The following is a 25,510-nucleotide window of genomic DNA, read 5'->3' as shown; positions in this document are numbered from 1 at the left end:
GTGGCCACCAGCGACGCCGCATTCCGGGGTGGGGCATGCCCCACCCCGGAATACACCATCGCCTACACCGGAAATTACACCACGAGCGCGGACGCTAACCCCGGCCATCCTTCGTCCTTTCGTCCACGCCATCGGGCAGCCGCATAATACTCCTCCCCCGTTCGTGTCGAGCGAAGTCGAGACCCCACGACGGCGCGCAATGACGATAGGGCATCTCGACTTCGCTCGATGCGAACGGCTAAGGGGATAGCAAATAGAGGAGAGATGCAGTGTCCGAACTACCCCCCTCCGAACCCTTCGTCCCCGTGCCCGCCGATGCCGCCGCGAACACGCATTGCAGTGCGGCCGATTATGACCGGCTCTACGCCGCCAGCATCGACGATCCCGACGGTTTCTGGGCCGATCAGGCACAGCGCATCGACTGGATGACGCCGCCAACGAAGATCGCGGGCTGGTCCTACGATCCCGTCAGCATCAAATGGTATGAGGACGGCGTTCTCAACCTTTGCCACAATGCGCTCGACCGCCATGTCGCCGCGGGCCATGGGATGCGCACCGCGATCATCTTTGAACCCGACGCCCCCGATGGCGAGGTGCGGCACATCAGCTATGCCGCGCTGCTCGCCGACACTATCCGCATGGCCAACACGCTCAAGAAGATGGGTGTCCGCAAGGGCGACCGCGTCACCATCTATATGCCGATGATCCCCGAAGGCGCGATGGCGATGCTCGCGTGCGCGCGCATCGGCGCGATCCACAGCGTCATCTTCGGCGGCTTTTCGCCCGAGGCGATCCACGGGCGGATCGAGGATTGCGGCAGCGACTGGGTGATCTGCGCCGACGAAGGGCTGCGCGGCGGCAAGACGATCCCATTGAAGGCCAATGTCGACAAGGCGCTCGAGCGCGTCGACGTAAAGGGCGTACTCGTGATTGCGCACACCGGCGGCGACGTCGCGATGCGCGAAGGCCGCGACCATTGGTACGACGCGCTGTCGGCCGATGTCGGCGCCGACTGCCCGTGCGAACCGATGGGCGCCGAAGACCCGCTGTTCATCCTCTATACCTCAGGCTCGACGGGCAAGCCCAAGGGCGTCCTGCACACCGTCGGCGGCTACAGCGTGTGGACCGCGTCTACCTTCTGGTACGGGTTCGATTATCGGCCGGGCGAAATCTTCTGGTGCACCGCCGACATCGGCTGGGTCACGGGGCACAGCTATGTCGTCTACGGCCCGCTTCAGAATGGCGCGACGACGCTGATGTTCGAAGGCGTACCCAATTATCCCGATCACGATCGCTTCTGGCAGGTCGTCGACAAACACCGGGTCAACATTCTCTACACCGCGCCGACCGCGATCCGCGCGCTGATGCGCGAAGGCGACGATTATGTGACGCGCCACGACCTGTCGACGCTCCGGCTGCTCGGGAGCGTCGGCGAACCGATCAATCCCGAGGCATGGCGCTGGTATCACCAGCTCGTCGGCAAGGGCCGCATCCCCGTCGTCGATACCTGGTGGCAGACCGAGACCGGCGGCATCATGATCACGACGCTTCCCGGCGCGCATCCGATGCAGCCGGGCAGCGCGGGGCGCCCCTTCTTCGGGGTCCGGCCGCAGCTCGTCGATGCGGATGGCGCGGTGCTTGCCGACGAACAGGTCGGCGGCGCGACCGAGGGCAATCTGTGCATCACGCATAGCTGGCCGGGGCAGGCGCGGACGGTCTATGGCGACCATGACCGCTTCATTCAGACCTATTTTTCGACCTACAAGGGCAAATATTTCACCGGTGACGGCTGCCGCCGCGATGCCGAGGGCTATTGGCGGATCACCGGGCGGGTCGACGATGTCATCAACGTCTCGGGCCACCGCATGGGCACTGCCGAGGTCGAAAGCGCGCTCGTGCTGCACGATCTGGTCGCCGAAGCTGCGGTCGTCGGCTTTCCGCACGACATCAAGGGCCAGGGCATCTACGCCTATGTCACGCTGAATGCGGGGGTCGAGCCGACCGAAGAGATTGCCGCCGCGCTACGGCAGCAGGTGCGCACGGAAATCGGCCCGATCGCGACGCCCGACCATATCCACCTGACCCCCGCCCTTCCCAAGACCCGGTCGGGCAAGATCATGCGGCGGATTCTGCGCAAGATCGCGGAGAATGACTTCGGCTCGCTCGGCGACACGTCGACGCTGGCGGACCCGAGCCTGGTCGACGGGCTGATCGAAGGCCGGAAGAACCGGTAACCCTAACCCCTCCCGCAAGCGGGAGGGGGATTTAGAAATGGAAGTCCGGCAGTTCGGCTAGCGCTATGCCCAGCGCTTCGGCCCAGCCGTGCGACACATTGTGGAAATAGGGATCGTCGCGTTCGAAGCGGCGTTCGTGGACGCCGTGGAAATCGTCGCGTTCGTGGACCTTCAGGTCGATCGGCAGATCGACCCCGGCGTTGGCGCGGATCGTCGAATCGAACGAGACGCAGAGCAGCTTGACCGCATCCTCGAACGACATAGCGGGATCGTAGGACCGCACGATGATTGGGCGGCCATATTTGGTTTCGCCGATCTGGAAGAAGGGATTGTCCTCCCCCGCTTCGATGAAATTGCCCTCGGGATAGATCAGGAACAGGCGCGGTTCGGCGCCGGCAATCTGTCCCCCGACGATCAGCGAGGCGCGAAAGATCGATTCGGCGGCCGGCCCTTCGGCACCATAGCGCAGCACGATCTGGCGCAGCGTCTCGCCGATGATCGTCGCCACCTGGAACATCGACGGCGCCTGCAGGATCGACGGTTGGCGCTCTTCGGGTGCCTTGGTGCGTTCGTCGAGCAGGCTGACGACCGCCTGGGTGGTTGCCAGATTGCCCGCCGACATCAGCGTGATGACGCGCTCGCCCGGCACGTGCCAGCTTCGCATCTTGCGCACCTGCGATATGTCGTCGACGCCGGCGTTGGTGCGAGTGTCCGACATGAACACCAGCCCCTTGTTCAAACGCATGCCCACGCAATAGGTCATCGAATCCCCATCCCGCCCCTGTGCTGTCCCGATTATTGCTGCACCTGCAATTGGACAACCAGATTTTCCTGCGCCGCACCATAGCGCATGCCGCGAACCGGGGCGGCATCGCGATAGTCGAGCCCCGTTGCGACACGGATATAGCGCTGGTCGGGCGAATGGCCGTTGCTGACGTCGAAGCCGATCCAGCCGATATGGTCGAAATAGGCCTCGGCCCAGGCGTGGGTCGCGTCCTGATGGGTGCGGTCGTCCATGCTGAGATAGCCCGACACATAACGCGCGGGATGGCCCAGATGGCGCATCGCGGCGATGAAGATATGGGCGTGATCCTGGCACACCCCGCCCTCGCCCCCCAGCGCCTGTTCTGCGGTCGTCTCGGCATCGGTGACGCCGATGCGATAAGCCAGCCGGTCGAGGATCGCCGCCGACAGCGCATGCGCGCGTTCGATATCGTTTGCAAAGTCGCGGCCCAATCCGGCGGTCAGCGCGCGCACGCCCCGTCCCGCGCGGGTCAGCGGCGTCGGGCGGAGGAAGGTCCACAGCGGCATCGCCCCGCGATGCGCCCCGATCACCCCGTCGGTGGTGAGCAGTTCGACCGCGCCGTGGCAGCGGATGACAAGTTCGGCATCGCCGCCGTGCACCGCGATCAGATCGACGCCATTGCCGTGATGATCGACATAATGGAGCTGTTTTTCTCCGCCCTCGACTTCGATCGTCCAGTCGTGGATCCGCTGCTGGCCCGGCCGGTCCTTGGGGGTCAGGCGCAGTTGTTGCAGCGCATAGCCGACGGGAGCGTCATAGCGATAATGGGTGGTATGTTCGACACGCAGGAACATCGTCACTCCACGAAACGGTAATCGCGCTCGATCTGCATCGCGAGCGCCGAATTGGCGGACAGGAAATCGGTCAGATATTCGTGCAGGCCACCATCGAAGATCGCCTGGATCGGCCCCGCGAGCTTTTGCCGGCACAGGGCATCGGCCATCCGCCCTGCCTCGGTCTCTTCGCCATAGCCGCGCTGGAGCCAGGCAAGATTGTCCTGCATCTTGGCGCAGCAAAAGGCGAGGCTGCGCGGCATCTGGCCATAGAGGATCAGGAATTCGGCGATCTTGAGCGCGCTGATCTCGGCCCCGTAGAGCCAGCGATAGGCGCGGTGCGCCGACACCGACCGCAGGATCGTCTCCCACTGCACATTGTCGATCGAGGTGCCGATATGCGCGACCGAGGGCAGCAGCAGATAATATTTTACGTCAAGGATGCGCGCCGTGTTGTCAGCGCGTTCGAGGAAGGTGCCCAGCCGCGCGAAATTATAGCCATCGTTGCGCAGCATCGTGCCGGTCAGCGCGCCGCGCACCTGCGCGCTCTGCTGGCGGATCGCGGCGAGCACGTCGGGCAGATCGTCCTCGCGCACCGGCCGCTTGAGCAGGTCGGTCAACGTCATCCAGCTCGTATTCACCGCCTCCCACACCTCGCGCGTCAGCGCGGTGCGGGCGGTGCGCGCATTGTCGCGCGCGTGCTTGACGATCGACAGGATGCTCGACGGGTTGGCCGGGTCGCGCAGCAGGAAATCGACGACGCGCGCGGAGCTGTAATCATCGTGCGTCGCCAGGAATGCCTGATCGACCCCCGCGGTCTCCAATATCGAGCGCCATTCGGCGGGCGCCGTCTGCGACCGGGTGAGCGCGATGCGAAAGCCCGCGTCGATCAGCCGCGCATTATTCTCGCTTCGTTCAAGATAGCGCGCCATCCAAAATAGGCTGCCTGCGGTTTTGCCTAGCATGGGCGCGCCTCCCTCCCCTCCCGCAAGCGGGAGGGGCAGCGAGGCTTGGCAGCTTGCTGCCTAGGCGCAGCGGGGTGGGTAGACCGATCGCGCTGCATGCCCACCCCGCTGCGACTAGCGAACGAGTTCGCAAGTCTCGCAGCCCCTCCCGCTTGCGGGAGGGGGCTGAAACCGATCCCCGTGCCAAGCGCCATCCCCATCAGTCCTCCAACACCCAGGTATCCTTGGTGCCGCCGCCCTGGCTGCTGTTCACGACCAGCGATCCCCTCGTCATCGCGACGCGCGTCAGGCCGCCGGGGGTGATGGTGATGCCCTGCGGCGACATCAGGACAAAGGGACGCAGATCGACATGCCGCGGGGCAAGGCCCTTTTTGGTGAAGATCGGCACCGTCGAAAGCGACAGGGTCGGCTGGGCAATATAATTGCCGGGGTTTGCCTCCAGCTTGGCGCGGAACGCTGCGATTTCCTTCCGGCTTGCGGTCGGCCCGACGAGCATGCCATAGCCGCCCGACCCGTGCACTTCCTTCACCACCAGTTCGGGAAGCCGGTCGAGCACCTCGCGCAGATGTTCGGGCTCGCTGCATCGCCACGTCGGCACGTTGGGTAACAGCGCCTTTTCGCCGGTGTAGAATTCGATGATGTCGGGCATGTAACTATAGAGCGCCTTGTCATCGGCGATCCCGGTCCCCGGCGCATTGGCAATCGTGATGCCGCCCGCGCGATAGACGTCCCATATCCCCGGCACCCCCAGCATCGAATCGGGACGGAAATTCAGCGGGTCGAGAAAGTCATCGTCGACGCGGCGGTAAAGGACGTCGATCGCGCGATAGCCCTGCGTCGTGCGCATCGCGACCCGGCCATCGACGACGCGCAGGTCATGCCCTTCGACCAGTTCGGCGCCCATCTGATCCGCAAGGAAGCTGTGCTCGAAATAGGCGCTGTTGTGGATGCCCGGCGTCAGCACCGCGACAGTCGGCGTACCGCCGCACATCGGCGGCGCACAGGCCGACAGCGATTTCAGGAGGTTGATCGGATAGTCGCCGACCTCGCGCACCGGTACTTTCGCGAAGAGCTCCGGAAACATCTGGAGCATCGTTTCGCGATTCTCGAGCATATAGGACACCCCCGACGGGGTGCGGGCATTATCCTCCAGCACATAGAATTCGTCGGCACCGGTGCGGACGATATCGATGCCGCTGATATGGGTATAGACGCCGCCGGGCGGATCCATGCCCATCATCATCGGCAGGAAGGCATCGTTGCGCGCGATCAACGCGGTCGGCACCCGGCCGGCACGCAAAATCTCCTGCCGGTGATAAATGTCGTAGAGAAAGGCGTTGAGCGCGCGCACCCGCTGCTCGATCCCGCGCGACAGGCGCCGCCATTCGCCCGCAGCGATGATCCGCGGCACGACGTCGAACGGGATCAGTCGCTCGTCGGCGTCGGCCTCGCCATAGACGTTGAAGGTAATGCCAGTGGTGCGAAAAAAGGCTTCGGCCTGCTGCGTCTTGCGCTGGATGCGCTGGGCATCCTCGGCGTCGAACCATTCGCAATATTCGCGATAGGGCGGCCTGGTCCCGCCATCCCCGGTCATCATCTCGTCGAAGAAGGAAATGCTCCGACCCTTTCCACGCAACAGCCACGCCAACCGCGCACGATAAACGCGGCGCCCTGTTCCGACCTGCTACGTCGCCCGGCGGCTACACGGCCACCAAGCTTATGGGAAAGATGCTAATCGCGCCGCCGCGCGATGGCAAGCGGCCTCGTCACGGCGCGAAGGGCCGCGCGCACCGGCGCGCGGCCCCGCCGTCCTATGCCGTCAAAGCTGCCCGTGGCAGTGCTTGTACTTGCGGCCCGAACCACAGGGGCACGGCGCGTTGCGGCTGATCTCCAGCGCCGCATAGGGATTTTCGCCTTCGGGAAGATCGGGGCGCGGCACCTGCATCGGCGGCAGCGTGTCGGCGATCACGCCCAGCGAGCCGCCGTCGATATCGGCGCTGTTGTCCTCGCCCGTGAAGGGATCGATGTGCGTGGTCAGGAAGTCCGGCAGATCGGGCAGCGGCATCGGTTCGGGTTCCTGGAACTGGAAATCGATCCGCGCCACGGTGCGCGTCACATCCTCGCGGATATTCTGCAGCATCCGTTCGAACAGCCCGAAAGCCTCGGCCTTATATTCGTTGATCGGCTGCTTTTGCGCATAGGCGCGCAGGAAGATCGCCTGCCGCAATGCGTCGAGCGTCGCGAGATGGTCCTTCCAATGATGGTCCAGCGTCTGGAGCAGGATCGACTTTTCGATACCGCGCCAGCTTTCCTGGTCGACTTGCGCCGCCTTTTCGGCGGCGGCCGCGTCTGCCATCTGCTGGATGCGCTCTTCGAAGATTTCGGCGTCGACCGCATCTTCCTGCATCCATTCATCGAACGGCGGGCTGAGGTCGAGGATGTTCGCCACCCGCTCCTTCATCGCCTCGATGTCCCATTGCTCGGGATAGCTGCCCGGCGGGCACGCATCGGCGACGATCGCATTGACCGTTTCGGCACGCATCGCCGTCATCGCGTCATCGACCGTTTCGCTGTCGATGATCTCGCCGCGCTGTTCGTAGATCACCTTGCGCTGGTCGTTCATGACGTTGTCATATTCGACGACCTGCTTGCGGATGTCGTAGTTACGCGCCTCGACCTTCTTCTGCGCGGTCTCGATCGCCTTCGACAGCCACTTCGATCCGATCGCTTCGCCATCCTCCAGATTCTTGTTCATCATCTTGGCGAACAGCGTGTCGGGACCGAAGATGCGAAGCAGATCGTCGTCGAGGCAGAGGTAGAATTTCGACAGGCCGGGGTCGCCCTGACGGCCCGAACGGCCACGCAGCTGGTTGTCGATGCGGCGGCTTTCGTGGCGCTCGGTGGCGAGCACGAACAACCCGCCGGCGGCCTTCACCGCCTCTCGCTCGGCGGCGACTTCCTCGCGGATTCGCGCCTCGGCGGCGTCGCGTTCGGCGCCTTCGGGCATGTCCTTCAGCTCGTCCTCGATGCGGAATTCTTCGCTGCCGCCGAGTTTGATGTCGGTGCCGCGGCCCGCCATGTTCGTCGCGATCGTCACCGCGCCGGCGCGGCCGGCCTGCGCGACGATATGCGCCTCGCTTTCGTGGAAGCGCGCGTTGAGGACGCTGTGCGGCACGCCTTCCTTTTCGAGATAGGAGGACAGAAGCTCGGACTTCTCGATCGACACCGTGCCGACCAGCACCGGCTGGCCGCGCTCGTTCGCATCGCGGATCGTGCGTGCGATCGCGCCGAACTTGTCGGTGATATTCTTGTAGAATTCATCTTCCTCATCGATGCGCGCGATCGGGCGGTTCGTCGGAATGGTGACGACGTTCATCTTGTAGATTTCGAAGAATTCGGCCGCCTCGGTCGCCGCGGTGCCGGTCATGCCAGACAGCTTAGGATACATGCGGAAATAATTCTGGAAGGTGATCGAGGCGAGCGTCTGGTTTTCGGGCTCGATATTCACGCCCTCTTTCGCCTCGACCGCCTGGTGCAGGCCGTCGGACCAGCGGCGGCCATCCATCATGCGGCCGGTGAATTCGTCGATGATGACGACCTTGCCGTCCTTGACGATATAGTCGGTGTCGCGGCGGAACATCACGATGGCTTTCAGGGCCTGGTTGACGTGATGGACGACCTGCGTGTTCTCGATGTCGTAGAGGTTGCTGCCCTGGAGCAGCCCGGCGTTTTCGAGCAATCGCTCGACATGCTCGGTGCCTTCTTCAGTCAGGCTGATCGACTTCGCCTTTTCGTCCTTCTCATAATCCTCTTCGCCGAGCTGGAGGACCACTTCGTTGACGCGGATATAGAGTTCGGATTTGTCGTCGGTCGGGCCGGAGATGATCAGCGGCGTACGCGCTTCGTCGATCAGGATCGAATCGACCTCATCGACGATGCCGAAATTGAACGGCCGGTGGACCATCTGGGCGCGGTCGTACTTCATATTGTCGCGCAGATAGTCGAAGCCCAGCTCGTTGTTCGTCGCATAGGTGATGTCGCTGTTATAGGCGGCGCGGCGTTCGGTTTCGTTGAGGTTGGGAACGATGATCCCGGTCGTCAGCCCCAGAAAGCCATAAACGGTGCCCATCCATTCGGCGTCGCGGCGGGCCAGATAATCGTTCACGGTGACGACGTGAACGCCCTTGCTCTCGAGCGCATTCAGATAGCAGGGCAAAGTCGCCATCAGCGTCTTGCCTTCGCCCGTCGCCATTTCGGCGATTTCGCCGCGGTGGAGGACGATGCCACCAATCATCTGCACGTCGAAATGGCGCATGCCAAGCGTGCGCTTTGCCGCTTCGCGAACCGTCGCAAAGGCTTCGGGCAGGATGTCGTCGAGCGTTTCGCCGGCATCGAGCCGGGCGCGGAACTTGGGGGTCTGCGCCTTCAGTTCCTCGTCGCTCTTCGCTTCCATTTCGGGCTCGAAGGCGTTGATCTTGGCGACGGTCTTGCGGATCGAATTGACGTAGCGGTCGTTGGACGAGCCGAACAGGCTCTTGGCAATGCTGCCGAACATGGCGGATTTCCTTGGATTATCGAAAAGGGTGGCGGACGCGCCGCACGAATATGCAGAAAAAGGCCCCGATCATCGGAGCCTGGCCCGTCAGGGCAATGCCGAAAGGCTATTCGAGCGCGCGGTCGCTGCCGGTGAGGAGGCCGGGAAGATGCGGCGGAGCCGCCTTGCGCGGCTTGCCGCTACCGCCGCTGGTCGTGCGGCGGGTCGGGGTAGCGGTGGTTGGTCGGCGTTCGCTGTCGCTCGCCTCGGCCTTGTTCGCGCTTTCGGCGAGCAGGACCAGCGACCCCATTGCCACGGGCGTGGCAGGCGCCGCCATCGCCCGGTCCGCAGTCGCGAAGCCGGTGAGCAGCGCCAAAAGGGTCAGCAATAACCGCAAGAATCGCCCCTATTCCAATCCAACGCGCCGCATATAGCGCGCTGGTGCATGAACATAGGGTGAAAGGAGGCGGACGTCCAGAGGCGGCGCAACGACGTGCGACGCCCTCACGCGCCGCCCGATGGGCAATCCGTGACCACCGGCCCCTTCGTCTTGGCCTTCATATCGATCGAATCGACGCGCATCGTGATGTGGCTGGACCGGAAGAATTCGGGCGAGGTTTCGCAGAAGCCCGTGACGAGGGCGTCGGAAACCTGTTGCGGCGTTGCGTCGGCCCGCCATCCGTCGGGTCCGGTCACGGTAATCACCAGCGTATTGTCCTCGGCGTCCACCGCCAGAATCTGGATACCGCCCTCGAACACCATCCCGACGGTCGAGCGCATGGCTTCGACATAGTCGCCGATCGTCGGCGCAGCTTTCGGGGTTTGCGCGGTTGCGGCCGCCGGGATCGAAACAACCGCCAGCGCGGCGGCCAAAAACAGCTTGTTCATCGTCTGATACTCCCCTGCGACCCCACCTGCTCCATATCGCCGCGCGCATCGCTGTCAAAGCCCGTTTGCGCCGGGCGCCGCGATTGCGCTTGACGGGCGCGTCAACTTCGCCTGTTCTCTACTGACAATCATGTCAGGGAGGGCGGGATGGCACGGAAGGCGATATTCATCACCGGCGGCGGATCGGGCATCGGCCGCGCCACCGCGCAATATTTCGCAGCACAGGGCTGGTTCGTCGGGATCGCCGACGTCAACAAGCAGGGCATCGACGAAACTGCCGCGCTGCTTCCCGACGGCGCCTCGTCGCGCCACGTCATGGACGTACGCGACCGCGACCAATGGAAAGCTGCCCTTGCCGAATTCGCAGCCGCGAGCGGCGGTCGCCTCGACGTCTTGTTCAACAACGCCGGTATCGGATCGGGCGGCCAGTTCCTCGACATGCCGCCCGAAGAGGCGGACCGGCTGATTGCGATCAATTTCGGCGGCGTCGTCAACGGCATCTACATGGCGATGCCGTTGCTGCGCGCGACCCCCGGATCGGCGATCCTCAACACCGGATCGGCGTCGGGCTTCTATGGCGTCGCCGGGCTTGCGGTCTATTCGGCGACGAAGTTCGCGGTGCGCGGGCTGACCGAGGGGCTGGAGATCGAATTCGCCAAATATGGCATCAAGGTGCGTTCGCTGATGCCCGGCTTCATCGATACGCCTTTGCTCGATCAGGTCAGCGCCGACAGCAACGAGCCGGCCCGCGACCGCCTGTCGGCGAGCGGTTTCGAAATCTCGCCGGTGCAAGATGTCGCAAAGGCAGCGTGGGATGCCGTTCACGGCGACCGCGTGCATGTCCCCGTCGGCAAGATGGCGCGCCGCCTCGGTCGCCTCGCGCGCTTCTTCCCCGGCCTGATCGCCAAGCAATCGAAAAAGATCGACGGCCTCGGCGGCGCCGCGGCGCATTGACGCGCCGGTCGGGCGCGAAAGACGGTGTGCGCTACAGATTCAGAAACCTGCGGGAATTGCCGCTGAATATCTTGGCCTTCTGCACGCCCGACAGGCCGCTGTGATCGCGAACGAGCTGGCCGATGTCCTGCTCGCCGAGCGGAAACGGATGGTCCGAACCGAGCAGGATACGGTCTTCGCCCATCACTTCAACGAGCAGGGTCAGCGCGTGCGGATCGAACACCGCTGAATCGACGAAAAAGCGATCGACATAGGTCGAGGGCGGGTTCGGGCAATCGACACGGACGATGTCCCGATATTTCCAGGCATTTTCGACGCGGCCGAGCAGAAAGGCGAAGCTGCCGCCGCCGTGACCGAAACAGATGCGCAGGCTTTTCGGCAGGCGTTCGAAGGCGCCCGACAGGATCAGCGACAGGATCGAAAGCTGCGTCTCGGCGGGCATCGCGACGAGCCAGGGCAGCATATATTTGGGCATGCGTTCGCGTGCCATCATGTCCCACGGGTGGACGAGTACCGCCGCGCCCACTTCGGCGCAGTGGGTGAGAAAGGTCAAAATGCCTTCATCGTCGAGGTTGCGCAGTCCCATATGATTGCCGATCTGGACGCCAAGATGGCCGCATTCCATCGCGCGGCTGACCTCGCCGCACGAGCGGTCGATATCCTGCAACGGCACCTGCGCCAGAGCCTTCATCCGATGCGGCGCGTGGCCGCAAAATTCGAGCGCCGCGTCATTGAAGCGCTGCGCACATTCGAGCGCCTGCCCGGCAGGGCGACTATAGCCGAACATGATCGGCGTCGCGCAGATGATTTGCAGGTCGATCCCCTGCTGGTCGAGCGCTTCGACGCGGCGCGCGGGATTCCACAATATATCGTCGACGGGGCGGAACATCTTGGCGCCCGACATGATGAAGCCGCTGCCGTCGCCGTCATCGCGCAGCCACGGCAGACCGTCGGCTTCGGCGCGGGCGCGATAGGCGGCATCCATCGCCGGAAAGAAGTGGCTGTGCATGTCGATCACGGCCGCCCGTTGCGCTGGATTGTCCATCATAATTGTCGCCGCACCCTTGTCCTTCAAACACCCCGCGGGTCGCCGAAGCGCGCGGGCCATGCGGTTGAGTAACGACGGGTAGCTATCAACAATAATCCCGAGACTTGCCCTCGCTATTACAAAATGGCTATATCCTGTCCGAACCGGGTGGGAGATACATCATGCCAAAATTTCACGAGAATTTCCTGCTCGGACGCCTGAAGCTGCGTCAGTTGCGGCTGCTGACCGCCATCGCCGACGAAGGCACGGTGCTGAAGGGTTCGCAGGCGCTCAACATCGCCCAGCCCGCGGCCACGAAGAGCATCAAGGAGTTGGAGGACGCCTTGGGCGTCCAGCTCTTCGAGCGCTCGTCGCGCGGCGTCACCCCGACCGATTTCGGTGCGGTCATGATCAAGCATGGGAAGCTGATCCTTGCGCAGCTTCGCCATGCCGGCGAGGAATTGCAATCGCTGGAAGAAGGCCTGTCGGGGCGGGTCCATGTCGGCACATTGCTTGCGGCATCGACATCGCTGCTGCCGCGCGCGCTGGCGCGACTGCGCGAGCGGCGGCCGGGGATCGCGGTGACGGTCGCCGAAGGCACGATCGACCGGCTGATGCCCGGTCTGCGCACCGGCGACATCGACGTCGTGCTCGGCCGCCTGCCCGAATATCGCGAGCGCGAGGGCCTGAAGCAGGATGTGCTGTACCTCGACACCGTGTCGATCATGGTGCGCGCCGGCCATCCGCTGACGCAGCGCGCCGCGCTGACGCTCGCCGACCTGGTCGATCAGGCGTGGGTGATGCCGCCGACGCAGACATCGCTGCGCCGCCAGATCGACCAGGCCTTTCGCCACGAAGATCTGGAACCGCCGCTCGACGTGATCGAATCGGTGTCGATCCTGACCAATCACGCCCTGCTGATGAGCACCGACATGGTGGCGGCGATGCCGCATCAGGTGGGCATCGGTCAGGCGGGCCTCGTCGCGCTGCCCGTAACGCTCGAAGGCGCCAGTTCGCGGATCGGCGCGACGACGCATGCCAATGTCGAACTGTCGGCGGCCGCCGCCTATTTCATGGACGTCGTCCACGAGGTCGCCGCAGAGATCCGCAGCGAACTGGGGCAGGATCAGCCGGCTTCCGCCGAGGGCGACACGCGCCGCCAGACGAAATAGGCCGCAGCGATCAGCACTAGCCACGGGCCACCCGCAAAGACGGCGACCTGCCAGTCGGCATCGACCGCCATCGTCACACCGATCGCCCCCAGCAGCGCCAGCCCCAGAAGCTGGGCATAAGGGAAGAAGGGCATCTGCACCGGCAGATCGGCGCCGCGATGGCGCCGCCGAAAACGCAGGTGACTGACGAGGATCGCACCCCAGACGAGCAAACCACCGAACAGCACGATCCCGAAAAGATAATTATAGGCGAGCGGGGTGAGGATCGACAGCGAGGCGGCGAGGAGGATGCCGACGCCGGTGACGATCGTTGCGCGCATCGGGACATGCTGCGCATTCAGCTCGCCCAGCTTGCGCGGTGCATAGCCGCCGCGCGCGAGCGAAAAGAGCATGCGCGATCCCAGGTAGATGCTGGTGTTCATCGCCGACAGCGCGGCGGTCGCGACGACGAAGTTCATGATGCCGGCGGCATAGGGGATCCCCGCGCTGGCGAACATCTTCACGAACGGGCTTTCGGTAACGACCTTCGCCCCCGACTCCGTCCACGGCAGGAAGGCGACGATGATGAACAGCGCGAGGATGTAGAAGAGGAACAGCCGCGCCGCCATCGTGCGCAGCGCCGCCGGTATCGCCTCTTTCGGGTCTTTCGCCTCGCTCGCGGTGCCGACGACGAACTCCAGCCCCATGAACGAAAACAGCGCCATCAGCACCGCCATCCAGACGCCCGAAAAGCCGTTGGGCAGGAAACCGCCGGCAAGCCCGGTGACATTATGCAGCCCGACCGGATCGCCGACGATACCAAAGATACGGCTCAGGCCCACGATGATGAAGCCGACGATCGCCGACACCTTGATGACGGTCAGCCAATATTCGACCGACCCGAAATTATGCACCGCGCGCGTATTGACCCAGACGACCGTGGCCGCGCTGCCCAGCGCCCACATCCACACCGGCGTGTCGGGCAACCACCATCCCATATAGATGCCGACCGCAACCGCCTCGCTGCCGATCAGCAGCACCTGCTGGATCCAGTAGGTATAGCGCACGATGAAGCCCATCATCGGGCCAAGGTAGATTTCGGCATAGGTGCCGAACGAACCCGCCGTAGGATGGACGACCGCCATCTCCGACAGGCTGAACACCATGATGACCGCGACCAGTGCCGCGATCAGATAGCTGATCAGGACGCCCGGCCCGGCGTAGCCGATCGCGATGCCCGATCCCATGAACAGGCCGGTACCGATCGCCCCGCCAAGGCCGATCATGATGATCTGCGCTTTGCTGAGTCCGCGCTCGAGCCCCGCCTCGCGGTCGAGATAGGCCTGTTCGTTCATCGTCATTCCCCCTGCCCCCGCATTCAGGTCACCGCGTCGCGGATTTGATGCTCGGGCCGTTTCCATATCCCGTCATCCATGATCGTCACCAGCCGATCGACCGCATCCCAGACATCGGCATAGCCGACATAGAGCGGCGTGAAGCCGAAACGCACCGTATCGGGCGCGCGGAAATCGCCGATCACGCCCGCTGCGATCAGCGCGCGCATGATCGGATAACCATCGGCGTGCGCAAAGGACACCTGACTGCCGCGCGCCGCCGCCTCGCGCGGGGACGCGAGGGTGAAGCCATGGCCGGCGCAACGCTCCTCGACGAGCCGGATGAACAGGTCGGTCAGCGCCATCGATTTGGCGCGGATCGCGCCCATGTCGGCGGCGCGATGGATGTCCAGACCGACCTCGACCAGCGCCATCGACAGGATCGGCTGCGTGCCGATCAGGAACTGGCGAATGTCGCGCTGCGGCCGATAGCCGGGCTCGAAAGCGAAGGGCGCGGCATGACCCCACCAGCCGGTCACGGGCTGCAGCGCCTGACCCTGGTGCCGCTTTGCCGCGAACAGGAAGGCGGGTGAGCCCGGACCGCCGTTCAGATATTTATAGGTGCAGCCGACCGCGAAATCGACGCCCGCGCCACACAGGTCGACCGGCATCGCGCCCGCGCTGTGGCACAAATCCCATATCGCGAGCGCCCCCGCCGCCTGCGCGCGCGCGGTGATCGCTGCCATGTCGTGGATATGCCCGGTCTTGTAATGGACGTGGGTGATCGCGACCGCGATCGTGTCCTCGTCGATCGCATCCGCGATCTCGTCCTTTTCGCAGAGCCGCACCTCCACGCGCCCGCCGGTCGCGGCGGCAACGCCCTGGGCAATGTAATTGTTGGTCGGGAAATTGCTGCCTTCGAGGATCAAGACCTTGCGGTCCGGGCGGAGCGCAACCGCCGCCGACAGCACCTTGAACAGATTCTGGCTTGTCGAATCGCAGACGATGACCTCGCCGTCCCCCGCACCGATCAGCGGGGCAAGCTTGTCGCCGAGGCGCACCGGCAGGTCGAACCAGCCCGCGCTGTTCCAGCTCTTGATCAGGTCGGCGCCCCATTCGCGGGTCACCACGTCGTGCGCGCGCGCCGCCGCGCCCTTCGGCATCGCGCCCAGCGAATTGCCGTCGAGATAGATCATCCCCGTCGGGATATCGAAGCGATCGCGCAAGGGGGCGAGCGGATCGGCGGCGTCCATCGCCGCACAGGCGGCGCGATCGAGACTATCAAGCGTCATGGTAGCAAATCACCTTCGTCTGCGACATTTCGCGCGCCGCAAAGCGCACCCCCTCGCGCCCCATATTCCCGCGTCCGGCACCGCCGAACGGCATGGCGTCGAGGCGGTAGTCGGTCGAATCATTGATCATCACCCCGGCCGCACGCAGCCGCCGCGCCGCGTGGCGGGCGGTGCGGTGCGATTCGGTGAAGATCGCCGCGTGGATCGCGTAGTCGGCGCCGTTCGCGGCGTCGATGGCTTCGTCCAGGTTGGCGAAGCGAAACAGGCTCGCGATGGGACCGAAGGCTTCATGACAGGCCACCGGCGCGTCGCCCGGAACATCGGCAAGCAGCGTCGGCCGCACCAGCGCCCCGGCCCGCTCACCGCCCGTAAGCAGGGTCGCGCCGCGCGCGACCGCATCGTCGACCCAGGCGATGACGCGCGCCGCCTCGTCACCGCCGATCATCGGCCCGACGTCTGTTGCCGGGTCCAGCGGATCGCCGACGCGCAATGCTTCGGTCGCGGCGACGAGCGCGGCCTGAAAGACGTCATGGATCGCATCATGGACATAGATTCGCTGCACCCCGACGCAATTCTGCCCCGCCGCGCCAAAAGCGCCCGCCGCGCAGGCGGCCGCAGCCCTCCCGACATCGGCATCGTCCATCACGATCACCGGACCGTTGCCGCCAAGTTCCATCGCCAGCCGCTTGATCCCGGCCGCGCGGCAGATCGCCTGCGCCACCTTTGCTCCACCGGTAAAGCTGACCATCGCCACATCGGCGTGCCCGGTCAGCGCGTCGCCAAAATCGCCGCCGCGCCCGGTGAGCAGGTTGAGCGCTTCGCCGGGCAGGCCAGCGGCGAGCAGCAGGCGGGCGAGCCGGATCGCGACGAGCGGCGCCTGCTCCGCGGGCTTGAGCACAACGGCGTTGCCCGCGGCGAAGGCGGGACCGAGCTTGTGACAGACAAGGTTGAGCGGATCGTTGAACGGTGTGATCGCGGCGACCACCCCGACAGGTTCGAGGACATAGTGGCCCGACCGCGCTTCGCCGCCGGGAAAGCTGTCAAAGGCAAGCGTCTCGCCCGCAAGCCGCACCGCCTCTTCGCCCGACAATCGCAGCGTGTTGACCGCGCGCGCCACTTCGCGCCCGGCGGCGCGGATCGGCTTGCCCGTTTCCGCCGTGATCGCGGCGGCGAAGCTTTCGGCTTCCGCCTCGAGAGCGGCGGCAGCGGCATGGAGGATGCGCGACCGCGCACCGCTCGACAGATCGCGCATCGCCTCGGCACCGCGCAGCGCGCTCGCCACCGCGCGCGCGACGTGCGAAGGATCGGCGCAGGCGACCGCGCCGAGTGCCTCGCTCGACCACGGGTTGGTCACCGGCATCACCTGCTCCGCCGCTTCCCAGCGGCCGCCGATCAGCAGCGACCGTTCGCTGCCCAAGGCGGCGTGCATCATGGCTTATCCTTGCGCAGCACCAGATCGTCATATTCGCGGCTGTCGAGCAGGGCCTCGACGATCACCGGCCCGTCCGCGGCAAAGCCCGCAACGAGTGCCGCCCGAAATTCCGCCGGATCGCGCGCGACCGTTACCGGCACACCGAACAGCGACGGGCCGCCGATCGTTCCCTCGGCGCGCACCGGGGTGCCATAGATGGGATTGGATTTCTTTTCCTGCTTGATGCGGATCAGCGCGAGGTCGTTGTCGGTGAAGATCACGATCACCAGCGGCAGCTTTTCGCGCACCGCGGTCGCCAGTTCGCCCGCGGTCATCAGGAAGCCGCCGTCACCGAGCACGCAGCATACCGGCGTATCGGGGCGACAGAGCTTCGCAGCAATTGCTGCGGGAAGACCGAAACCCATCGCCGACCAGCCGTTGGTCATGATCTGCGTACCGGGCTTCGGCGTGCGCCAGTGCTGGCCGATCAGATGCGTGTGCGCGCCGACATCGCACGTCATGATGCCATTGTCAGGCAGCACGTCGCGCAGCACGTCGAGGGCCGCGCAAGGCCCGAAGGCGCCGTCCCGCCCCGCAAGCTTCGCGAACATCGCAGCCTTGCGTGCCGCGAGCCCGGCGAGATCCCAACGCTTGCTGGCAGCGGGCAGCGCCAGCAGCGCGTCGAGCGCCGGCGCGATCGCTCCGACGACCTCGGCGGCGACCGGATGCTTGTCGCGGTCGATATCGATGGGCGCGACGTCGACGCTGGCGAGCGCCAGCCCGTCCTTCATCCAGCTTTCGTAATTGAACTCGATCGGGTCGTAACCGATCGCGACGACCAGATCGGCCTCGGCATGGGTCTGTCCGACCATATCGGAGAGCGCATGGAAGAGCACCCCGGCGTAATTCGGATGATCCTCGGCGATCATGCCCTTCGCCATCGGGGTGAGCAGCACCGGCAAGCCGAAGCGCTCGGCGAGCGCGGCGATGCGGTCCTGCACCCCGGCATGAACGGCACCGAGACCGATTGCGAGGACAGGCCGTTCGGCGGCGGCAAAGGCGGCGACCAGCGCGGCGGTCGCGGCGGGGTCGGGCATCGGCAGCGGGTCGGCCTCGACCGCACCAATCGCCTGCGCTTCGACGGCTTCGGCGCTCATTCCCTGCGGCAGGCCGACATGCACTGCGCCGGGGCGCCCCGACAGCGCGATACGCGCCGCTTCGGCCAGCGTGTCGGTCGCGCTGTCCGCCGCGATCCGCATCGTCGCCTTTGTCAGCGGCGCGAACAGCGCCTGATGGTCGATCCCCATCTGGACCGTGCGGCCGCGCAGCGGTGCCGGCATCTCGTCGGTCAGCGCGAGCATAGGCGATCGGTCGAGCGTCGCGCCGCCGACGCCGGTCGCAAGATTGGTCGCGCCGGGACCGAAGGTGCCGAAGCACACTCCCGGAACGCCGGTCAGTCGCCCGCAGACGTCGGCCATGAAGCCCGCCCCGCCTTCGTGGCTGGCCAGCACGAAATCGATACCGTCGGTCGTGCGGATCGCTTCCATATAATCGACCCAGCCGCCGCTCGGCACGCCGAAGATATGGCGGACGCCCAGATCGCGCAGCCCCGTTACGACGTTACGGGCGACTGTGGTCGATGTCATGTGCGATCCTTCATCCGAGAGCCAGTTTCGCGACCGGCCTAGGCGCCGAAGCCATACACAAAAAATACCGAATGGCCGCCATGATATATCGATGCGGTTATAGGAAGCGGTTGGCTATGGTCCCGATGCCGTCGACACCGCCTTCGACGACATCGCCCGCGACGATACGGCCTACCCCCGCGGGCGTGCCGGTGTAGATCAGATCGCCGGGCCGCAGTTCGACATAGGTCGACAGCTCGGCGATGATGTCCGCGACCGGCCAGATCATGTCGGCGATGTCGCCCTCCTGCCGCGACTCGCCATTGACCGACAGCCAGATCCGCGCGCTGGCCGGATGACCGACCGCGGCCACGGGGCGAATCGGCGACAGCACGGCGCTATGGTCGAAGCCCTTCGCCATGTCCCACGGCCGCCCGCCGGCCTTTGCGTCGGCTTGCAAATCACGGCGCGTCAGGTCGTTGCCGACGGCATAGCCGAAGACGTGCGACAGAGCGTCAGCCGCCGCGATATTCGCACCGCCTTTGCCCAGCGCTACCACCAGCTCGATCTCGTGATGCAGATTGTCGGTGCGCGGCGGCATCGCGATGTCGGCGGTCGCTCCGACCAGCGCGTCGGCGGGCTTCGAAAAGAAGAAGGGTGGCTCACGCGTCGGATCGCCGCCCATTTCGCGCGCATGATCGGCGTAATTCTTGCCGACGCAAAAAATACGGCGAACCGGAAAGCGATCGGCGCAGCCGGCAATCTCGGCAGAAGGTGCGGCAACGGCAAATGGCAGGGTCATGAAAAGGGCGTCCTCGATATCAGGAAGACGGATAGAGCGCCGCGCGACACTTGCCGAGGTCGGCGCCCGCAAGGCCGCTTTCCCTCACCGCATTCCACGGGCTGCCCATCTTGTCTTCGGGGCGATACCAGAAGCCATAGAGCTTGCCGTTCGCCGCGACCAGCGTCGCCGCGCCGATGCTGCCCTCTTCCTTCGAATACCAGGCAAGCCGCATGATGCGCCCGAATACCGTCCCGCGCAGCGTGCCGAGCCCGTCGTTGTAGCAACCGAATATCTCATTGCCCTGCTGCCGCAACAGGATCGGGCCATATTCGTGCGAATAGACGCCGCTCGCATCGGCATCGGCAACCGCCGCGTCACCGCGGCGATCGAGCGTGCCGAGCACGGCAAGATCGGAAAGCCGCGTCGGCCCGCGGCCCTTCCAATTGCTGTCGATGCGCAGTCGGAGCCAGCGTGCCGATGCGGCCGTCGGCAGTTTCACGACGGTTCGCGCGTCCGCTTTCGCTTCCCCCTCGACCAGCTTTTCATAGGGTCCCTCCGGCCCCTTGTTCGAGCCGAGCAGCGCGAAGCGCCGGACCGGCGACCCTTCGGCGGTCTGCGACATCGATCCATCCTCACGCACCACCGGCTCGAACCGGTTGTCGAGCGCGACGGAATCGATCTTTCCGGTGCCAGCCAGCTCGAAATTCAGCGCGTGCGGCAGCGTGATGCCCTTGTCCGACAGCCAGCCATAGGCAGGCCCACCGTCGACAAGGTTGATCGCCCAGGTCGACCAGTGGCGCTTCGCCTCATTCCCGTCGGCTTCGGCGATGCCGCCCCAACTGATATGCAGGATATTGTCGCCCGCGGGTTCGGCGGGAGCCTGCGGCGCCTGTTTACCGGGCGTGTTCGAGCATCCGGCAAGGAGCAAGGCCCCCGCCAGGCCCATCGTGGCTGTGCGCATCGGTTTGTCCTTCTAAAACATTTCTTCCGTCATCCCGGCGAAGGCCGGTATCCCGACCTCGCGCCTCACCGCCGCGGCGAGACCCCGGCCTTCGCCGGAGTGACGAACAACTTTCTATTTCCGCTCGGGCCAGATATTCTTTGGCGCACCGAGGTTCGGCTTGCCGAGCAGCGGGCTCGACAGCGCGTAGACGCCGTTCACCGAAAAGGCCCAGATGATGTTGCGGTCATATTCGGTGTAGACCGCGAACGTCGAATTGCCGAACGTATAGTCTGGCATTTCCTTTTCGTTGGCGAAGCGCGGAACGAAATAGCCCGCGATCGCCGGCTTTGCCGGATCCTTGACGTCGAAAATCTGGATGCCGGCGTTGTAAAAGGCATAGATGGCAAGGCCCTGCCGGCCGCGCTGGGGCTGGGTCAGCCCGCCCGACCGTTTCGGTCCGAAGCTGCCGCGCCGCTGGCAGAAATCGGTGAAGGAAGCCTCGGGCGGCGGCGTCGGGCGCGGGAAAGTCGCCGCGACCTTCGGATGCGCGGGATCGCGCACGTCGATCGAATAGATCGGCTTGAACGGCTCGTAACAGCTTTCGTTCATCGGATAGCCGTTGGAAAAAACGAAGCCGGTGCGGTCATATTGGCTGACATCGACATTGTCGAACTCGGTCCCCGCATAGCTCGGCGGCACCGACAGATGGCCGAGCGTCTTCGGGTTCGCCGGGTCGCTGAGGTCGAAGCTGTAGAAGCCGAGGCCGCCCATGCCGCCGAAGCCGATCTTGCCACCCGCCTCGACCGGCTTCGACGTCACGATCGGATAGCGCGAACCCATCCAGCTCGTCCGGTTGCCCGCGCGCGGATTGGCGCGGTACGCCGCTTCGCTTTCGGGATCGCCGAGGCGCTGGCCGGGGACAGTGATCTGCGAAACGAACTTCGGATCGGCGGGATCCTCCATGTCCCAGACCTGATAGCCGGGCGAATAGAGATAGTCGGGATATTCGGTGAGTGAATAGCTGTCGTCGGGCGCCGACGAGAGTAGCATATACTTGCCCCCGAACCAGGTCGCCGCGTCGAGCGCGCCCGATCCCTGCTGTTCGCCCACCGGCGCATCGGGATGCTTGTAGTCGGTGGTGCGCGTCGCGATCAGGTCCCATTTGTCGGGTGTCGGGCCGTTCATAACGAAGACCTTGAAACCCTTGAGCGAATTATAGTGCCGCTGCGCAGCGACCTTGTCGGGCTCGCGGCGCTTGTCCTCCATCAGGCCGAAACGGCCGATCTCGTAAGAGGCGACCAGGACATTGCGTTGCAGCTTCTTGCTCCAAGCAACTGTGACGCCGCCGAAATAATCGGTGACCGCCGACGGATCCCAATCCTCGCTCGACCCCTTCGCGCTCCATACGCCGCCCTTCGACCAGATGATCTTCGCCTTGCGCGGATCGGTGACGTCAAGGATGCGCAGATAGTCGCGGTCGTGGGTGTAAAGATAGCGGCGGCCGGAAAAATCGACAACGTTCGCCCACGCATGCCAGGGCGACGTTACCGTTGGATAGAAGGCGATAACCTTCACATTCTTGGCATAGCTGTTCTGGTCCCAATGATCGAGCTGCCCCGGAAATGACGGCGGATCGTTGGTCAATCGGGTCGCGACCGGATGCCGGAAGCTGCCATCGGGATTCATGCCATAATCGACGCCCGGCACCGGACCCTTGGGAGGATTGTCGGGCGTCGCCGCGATCCAGGCTTTCAGCCAGGGATCGCGAACGTCGATCGGCGCGTCGGCATGACTGCCGCTCCAATCCGCCGCCATAGGCGCGGTCGCGCTGAGCAGAGCGGCGACTGCCAGACTGGTCCCCGCCATGATCTTGATACCGCGCTTCATTACGATTCCTCCCTCTCATTGCATCACAGCGTCATTGCGAGGAGCGAAGCGACGCGGCAATCCAGAGTAGGCGTAAACCGCTCTGGATTGCTTCGCTTCGCTCGCAATGACGATCGTTGTTGTCCTCATCGACCCTAGAAGCGGAACCGCGCGGTCACGCCGTAGGTGCGCGGCGGGATGTAGGTCGAATAGATGGTTCCGAACAGTTCGAGCTTGCTGGTGAAGTTGAGCTCGTTCGTGAGATTTTTCGCCCACGCCGTCACTTCCCATTTGTCGTCGGCATCGCGCAGACCGATCCGTGCATTGAGCAGGATTTCGGAGTCGAACTTCAGGATTGGCGTGTTCGGATTGTCGAAGAAATTCGCGCCGGTATATTGGAAATCGCTACCCAGAACGAGCACCAGATTATCGGCGATCGGCTGGTCGAGGTTGGCGGCGACATTGAAGGCATGTTTGGGCGTGCGGCGGCAGGTGTTGCCGTCGAGATCGGTTCCCTCGTCGTCGATGATCAGTTCGCCGGTGAAGTTGCAGCGCGAATAGGCATAATTGCCCGACAGGGTGAAGGCGTCGGTGATGCGCGCCTGGAAATCGAGTTCCAGGCCATAGGCGCGCGTACCGTTCTTCGCATTGAAGACGAAATTGTCAGGCGGCATTCCCGGCCCCGGCGACAGGAACTGGTTGGTCTGCAGATTGTCATAGTTGGTATAATAGGCCGCCGCATTGACGAACAGGCGCCGATTGGCGAGCGCGAGCTTTGCGCCGACCTCGAAGCTGTTGGCGGTTTCGGGGTCGAATGACACCAGCGCCTCGGCGGGCGTGTTCGCATCCTCGCCGGTCCAGCCGCCGGGCTTGTAGCCCTTGGCATAGCGGGCGTAGAGCGTGACATCGTTGCTCGGTTCGAAACGCAGCGTCGCACTCGGCAACCATGCATCCCAGCTGCGCGTTTCGCCGACCACGAAATTGACGGCCTCACCCTCGAACGACACGCCGGAGCGGTTGTTCGAATAGCGCTTGTGGTCATAGGCATAGCGCAGTCCGGCCTCGAAAGTCAGCTTGTCGGTGATGCTGTAGCTGAGCTCGCCGAAGACGCCGACATTGTCGTTGCGCGAGGTGGTGACGGTGTGGTTCGATCCCGGTGACGGCGTCGCGGGGGTGCCGCCATAGGCCATGGCGAAGGCGAATTCCTCGATCGCCTGATAGTCGGGGAAGAGGAAGTTCACATCCTCGGCGCGGCGGATATTCTCGTGCAGATAATAGGCGCCACCTTCGATACGGAGCGGGCCGCCGTTATCCCAGCGCAGGCGCAGTTCCTGCGAGAATTGCGTCACATCCTCGCCCTTGCCACTGTCGAAATAGCTGTCGGGAACGGTGGCGAGATAAGTGTCGAGCCCGGCGACCATCGCCGAGGTGATGTCGGGCGCATTGGTCGCGGGATCGATCGGGAAGTTGAAAAGCATCCCCGACCCGTCCTCGCGCGCCGTCAGCGAGCTGTCGCGATAGACGGTCTGCGACGTGACGCTGAGCCCGCCGCCGGCCTGCCAGTCGATCGTACCGCTGACCCCGTACATGTCGCTGTTCTGGAAACCCGTGAAATTATGATTTCCCGACCGCGGATCGGCGCTCTTGAAGGGCGCGTTGCGGTTCGGCAGCACGAAGCCCGGCAGGCTATCGATCGTCGGCGCATAATAGCCGAGATAGGTCACTTCCTCGCTGTCGCCCGGAATGAGGATATCGACCCAGCGCGCCCCGTCGCGGTGGCGGGTGTAGTCGGCAGCCAGATTGACGTCGAGCGATGGCATCGGTCGCCAGCGAAGCTGGGCACGCACCGACTGCATATTCTGGTCTTCCTCGTCGCCGCCGCGCAGATTCTTCGCATAACCGTCATGGCTGCGCGAACTGGCGACAAGACCCAGGCTCAACGTGTCGGACACCGGCCCGCGCACCGATCCGGCGACGTCGAGGCGGTTGTAATTGCCATAGGTCGCCTCGAACCGTCCTTCGAACGTATCGCCGGGCTTCTTGGTCACATAGTTGATCAGGCCGCCGACGACGCTCTTGCCGAAGCGCAACGCCTGCGGTCCCTTCAGCACCTCGACGCGTTCAAGGTCATAGAGGTCGAGCAGCGATCCCGTGCCGCGCGACAGATAGGCGCCGTCGACGAAGATGCCGACCGCCGCATCGGCGCCCGCACCCTGAATATCGGAGCCGATGCCGCGAATGAAGAGTTCGGTGTCGACCGCCCGCTCGGCGCTGAGCTTCAGGCCTGGAACGCGGTAGGCGACTTCGGAGAAATCCTTGATTCCGGCGCGTTCGAGCGCCGCGCTGCTGAACGCCTGAACCGAGATCGGCACATCCTGCAGGCTCTCCTCGCGCTTGCGCGCCGTCACCACGATCTCGTCGCCCGGTGCCGCGGCCGCAGCCTCGTCGGGTGCCGATTGCGCAAATGCCGTCGCCGGCGTCAATTGTGCCGCCGCGGTTGCCAGAAGCGCCCAGCGCAGATTCCCCCTAGATCCCATTTTCTACCTCCCGAGCAGCCATGCGCCTTTGCCTTCAAATGCGGCACTGTCGACACTGGCCTTGTTGATCGCCGGGTATGGATAGGTCGCCACAATATATCGATATAATAGATTATGCACGCATCACTATTCCAAAATGGCCATATCGCGAGCGACACTTGTTGCGCCGATCACCCGCCGCCGCCGGTGGCACGACCGCCCGCGCCCGAAGATGTCATTTTTAGAAAGACATAGGTCGGACGCCGGCCATCCCACCCGCGTCGCCGCGTGGTCAGCGCTCCGACATTGCTGGAAGGCCGTATCGTTCCGCATTGATGCGGCGGCCGGACAGAAATAGCCGTTATGATCGTACACAGCGCACCCACAGGTGCGCGGAATCGCCGGAAA

The 25,510-nt window shown here is 64.5% G+C and carries 19 protein-coding genes; 3 read left to right on the top strand and 16 right to left on the bottom strand.

Translation table 11 applies throughout. The features are described from left to right. The first annotated feature begins 269 nt into the window (after positions 1-269). Complete coding sequence (gene acs, locus STE01S_RS17570) at positions 270-2,234, top strand: acetate--CoA ligase (RefSeq protein WP_062770124.1); 1,965 nt, start codon at positions 270-272, stop codon at positions 2,232-2,234. Positions 2,235-2,265: 31 nt separating this feature from the next. Here acs and STE01S_RS17565 read toward each other — a convergent pair whose 3' ends face one another. The 7 genes from STE01S_RS17565 to STE01S_RS17535 form a co-directional block, all read right to left on the bottom strand. Continuing rightward, positions 2,266-2,997 (bottom strand): peptidase, encoded by a 732-nt coding sequence (locus STE01S_RS17565; protein ID WP_062770122.1) that lies wholly within the window; start codon positions 2,995-2,997, stop codon positions 2,266-2,268. Between the two features lie 32 nt (positions 2,998-3,029). After that, entirely contained in the window at positions 3,030-3,833 is an 804-nt protein-coding gene (locus STE01S_RS17560) for a transglutaminase family protein (protein ID WP_062770120.1), read from the bottom strand. A 2-nt stretch (positions 3,834-3,835) separates the two neighbouring features. Further along, the gene (locus STE01S_RS17555) at positions 3,836-4,777 is read right to left on the bottom strand and encodes an alpha-E domain-containing protein (RefSeq protein WP_058813208.1); all 942 of its coding nucleotides are present in this window, start codon (positions 4,775-4,777) and stop codon (positions 3,836-3,838) included. A gap of 199 nt (positions 4,778-4,976) precedes the next feature. Next, entirely contained in the window at positions 4,977-6,374 is a 1,398-nt protein-coding gene (locus tag STE01S_RS17550) for a circularly permuted type 2 ATP-grasp protein (protein WP_062770117.1), read from the bottom strand. Between the two features lie 222 nt (positions 6,375-6,596). Next, on the bottom strand, positions 6,597-9,332 hold the full coding sequence (secA, locus tag STE01S_RS17545) for a preprotein translocase subunit SecA (protein ID WP_062770114.1): 2,736 nt from the start codon (positions 9,330-9,332) through the stop codon (positions 6,597-6,599). Positions 9,333-9,438: 106 nt separating this feature from the next. Then, complete coding sequence (locus tag STE01S_RS17540; RefSeq protein ID WP_003052741.1) at positions 9,439-9,699, bottom strand: hypothetical protein; 261 nt, start codon at positions 9,697-9,699, stop codon at positions 9,439-9,441. A gap of 116 nt (positions 9,700-9,815) precedes the next feature. Beyond that, positions 9,816-10,199: a hypothetical protein gene (locus STE01S_RS17535; RefSeq protein WP_062770111.1), complete on the bottom strand. Its 384-nt coding sequence runs from the start codon at positions 10,197-10,199 to the stop codon at positions 9,816-9,818. Between the two features lie 147 nt (positions 10,200-10,346). On the opposite strand from STE01S_RS17535, the gene STE01S_RS17530 reads away from it, so the two are divergent. Beyond that, positions 10,347-11,153, top strand: a complete 807-nt coding sequence (locus tag STE01S_RS17530) for an SDR family oxidoreductase (RefSeq protein ID WP_062770108.1) — start codon at positions 10,347-10,349, stop codon at positions 11,151-11,153. Positions 11,154-11,184: 31 nt separating this feature from the next. On the opposite strand, the gene STE01S_RS17525 is transcribed toward STE01S_RS17530, so the two are convergent. Next, complete coding sequence (locus STE01S_RS17525; protein ID WP_255266011.1) at positions 11,185-12,201, bottom strand: amidohydrolase family protein; 1,017 nt, start codon at positions 12,199-12,201, stop codon at positions 11,185-11,187. 161 nt (positions 12,202-12,362) lie between these two features. On the opposite strand from STE01S_RS17525, the gene STE01S_RS17520 reads away from it, so the two are divergent. After that, positions 12,363-13,352 carry a LysR family transcriptional regulator gene (locus tag STE01S_RS17520; RefSeq protein ID WP_003052730.1) on the top strand — a complete coding sequence of 330 codons (990 nt, stop codon included), beginning with the start codon at positions 12,363-12,365 and terminating at the stop codon, positions 13,350-13,352. On the opposite strand, the gene STE01S_RS17515 is transcribed toward STE01S_RS17520, so the two are convergent. The 8 genes from STE01S_RS17515 to STE01S_RS17480 form a co-directional block, all read right to left on the bottom strand. Continuing rightward, positions 13,307-14,686: an amino acid permease gene (locus tag STE01S_RS17515; RefSeq protein WP_062770126.1), complete on the bottom strand. Its 1,380-nt coding sequence runs from the start codon at positions 14,684-14,686 to the stop codon at positions 13,307-13,309. The two genes, STE01S_RS17520 and STE01S_RS17515, sit on opposite strands and share 46 nt — an antisense overlap. Positions 14,687-14,709: 23 nt before the next feature. Continuing rightward, positions 14,710-15,957 (bottom strand): kynureninase, encoded by a 1,248-nt coding sequence (gene kynU, locus STE01S_RS17510; protein ID WP_062770105.1) that lies wholly within the window; start codon positions 15,955-15,957, stop codon positions 14,710-14,712. Beyond that, positions 15,947-17,389, bottom strand: a complete 1,443-nt coding sequence (locus STE01S_RS17505) for an aldehyde dehydrogenase family protein (protein WP_255266010.1) — start codon at positions 17,387-17,389, stop codon at positions 15,947-15,949. Before STE01S_RS17505 ends, kynU begins: the two co-directional genes overlap by 11 nt. Next, entirely contained in the window at positions 17,386-19,014 is a 1,629-nt protein-coding gene (locus tag STE01S_RS17500; RefSeq protein ID WP_058813202.1) for a thiamine pyrophosphate-binding protein, read from the bottom strand. Before STE01S_RS17500 ends, STE01S_RS17505 begins: the two co-directional genes overlap by 4 nt. A gap of 97 nt (positions 19,015-19,111) precedes the next feature. After that, positions 19,112-19,795: a fumarylacetoacetate hydrolase family protein gene (locus STE01S_RS17495; protein WP_062770102.1), complete on the bottom strand. Its 684-nt coding sequence runs from the start codon at positions 19,793-19,795 to the stop codon at positions 19,112-19,114. Positions 19,796-19,814: 19 nt separating this feature from the next. Next, on the bottom strand, positions 19,815-20,738 hold the full coding sequence (locus tag STE01S_RS17490) for a hypothetical protein (RefSeq protein WP_162928316.1): 924 nt from the start codon (positions 20,736-20,738) through the stop codon (positions 19,815-19,817). Positions 20,739-20,852: 114 nt separating this feature from the next. After that, entirely contained in the window at positions 20,853-22,607 is a 1,755-nt protein-coding gene (locus STE01S_RS17485) for an LVIVD repeat-containing protein (protein ID WP_062770097.1), read from the bottom strand. Between the two features lie 134 nt (positions 22,608-22,741). Beyond that, positions 22,742-25,123, bottom strand: a complete 2,382-nt coding sequence (locus tag STE01S_RS17480) for a TonB-dependent receptor (RefSeq protein WP_082813406.1) — start codon at positions 25,121-25,123, stop codon at positions 22,742-22,744. Between the last annotated feature and the right edge of the window lie 387 nt (positions 25,124-25,510).

Source organism: Sphingopyxis terrae subsp. terrae NBRC 15098, assembly GCF_001598815.1.
Classification (GTDB): domain Bacteria; phylum Pseudomonadota; class Alphaproteobacteria; order Sphingomonadales; family Sphingomonadaceae; genus Sphingopyxis; species Sphingopyxis terrae.
This window is presented reverse-complemented; position numbering and strand designations above follow the sequence as displayed.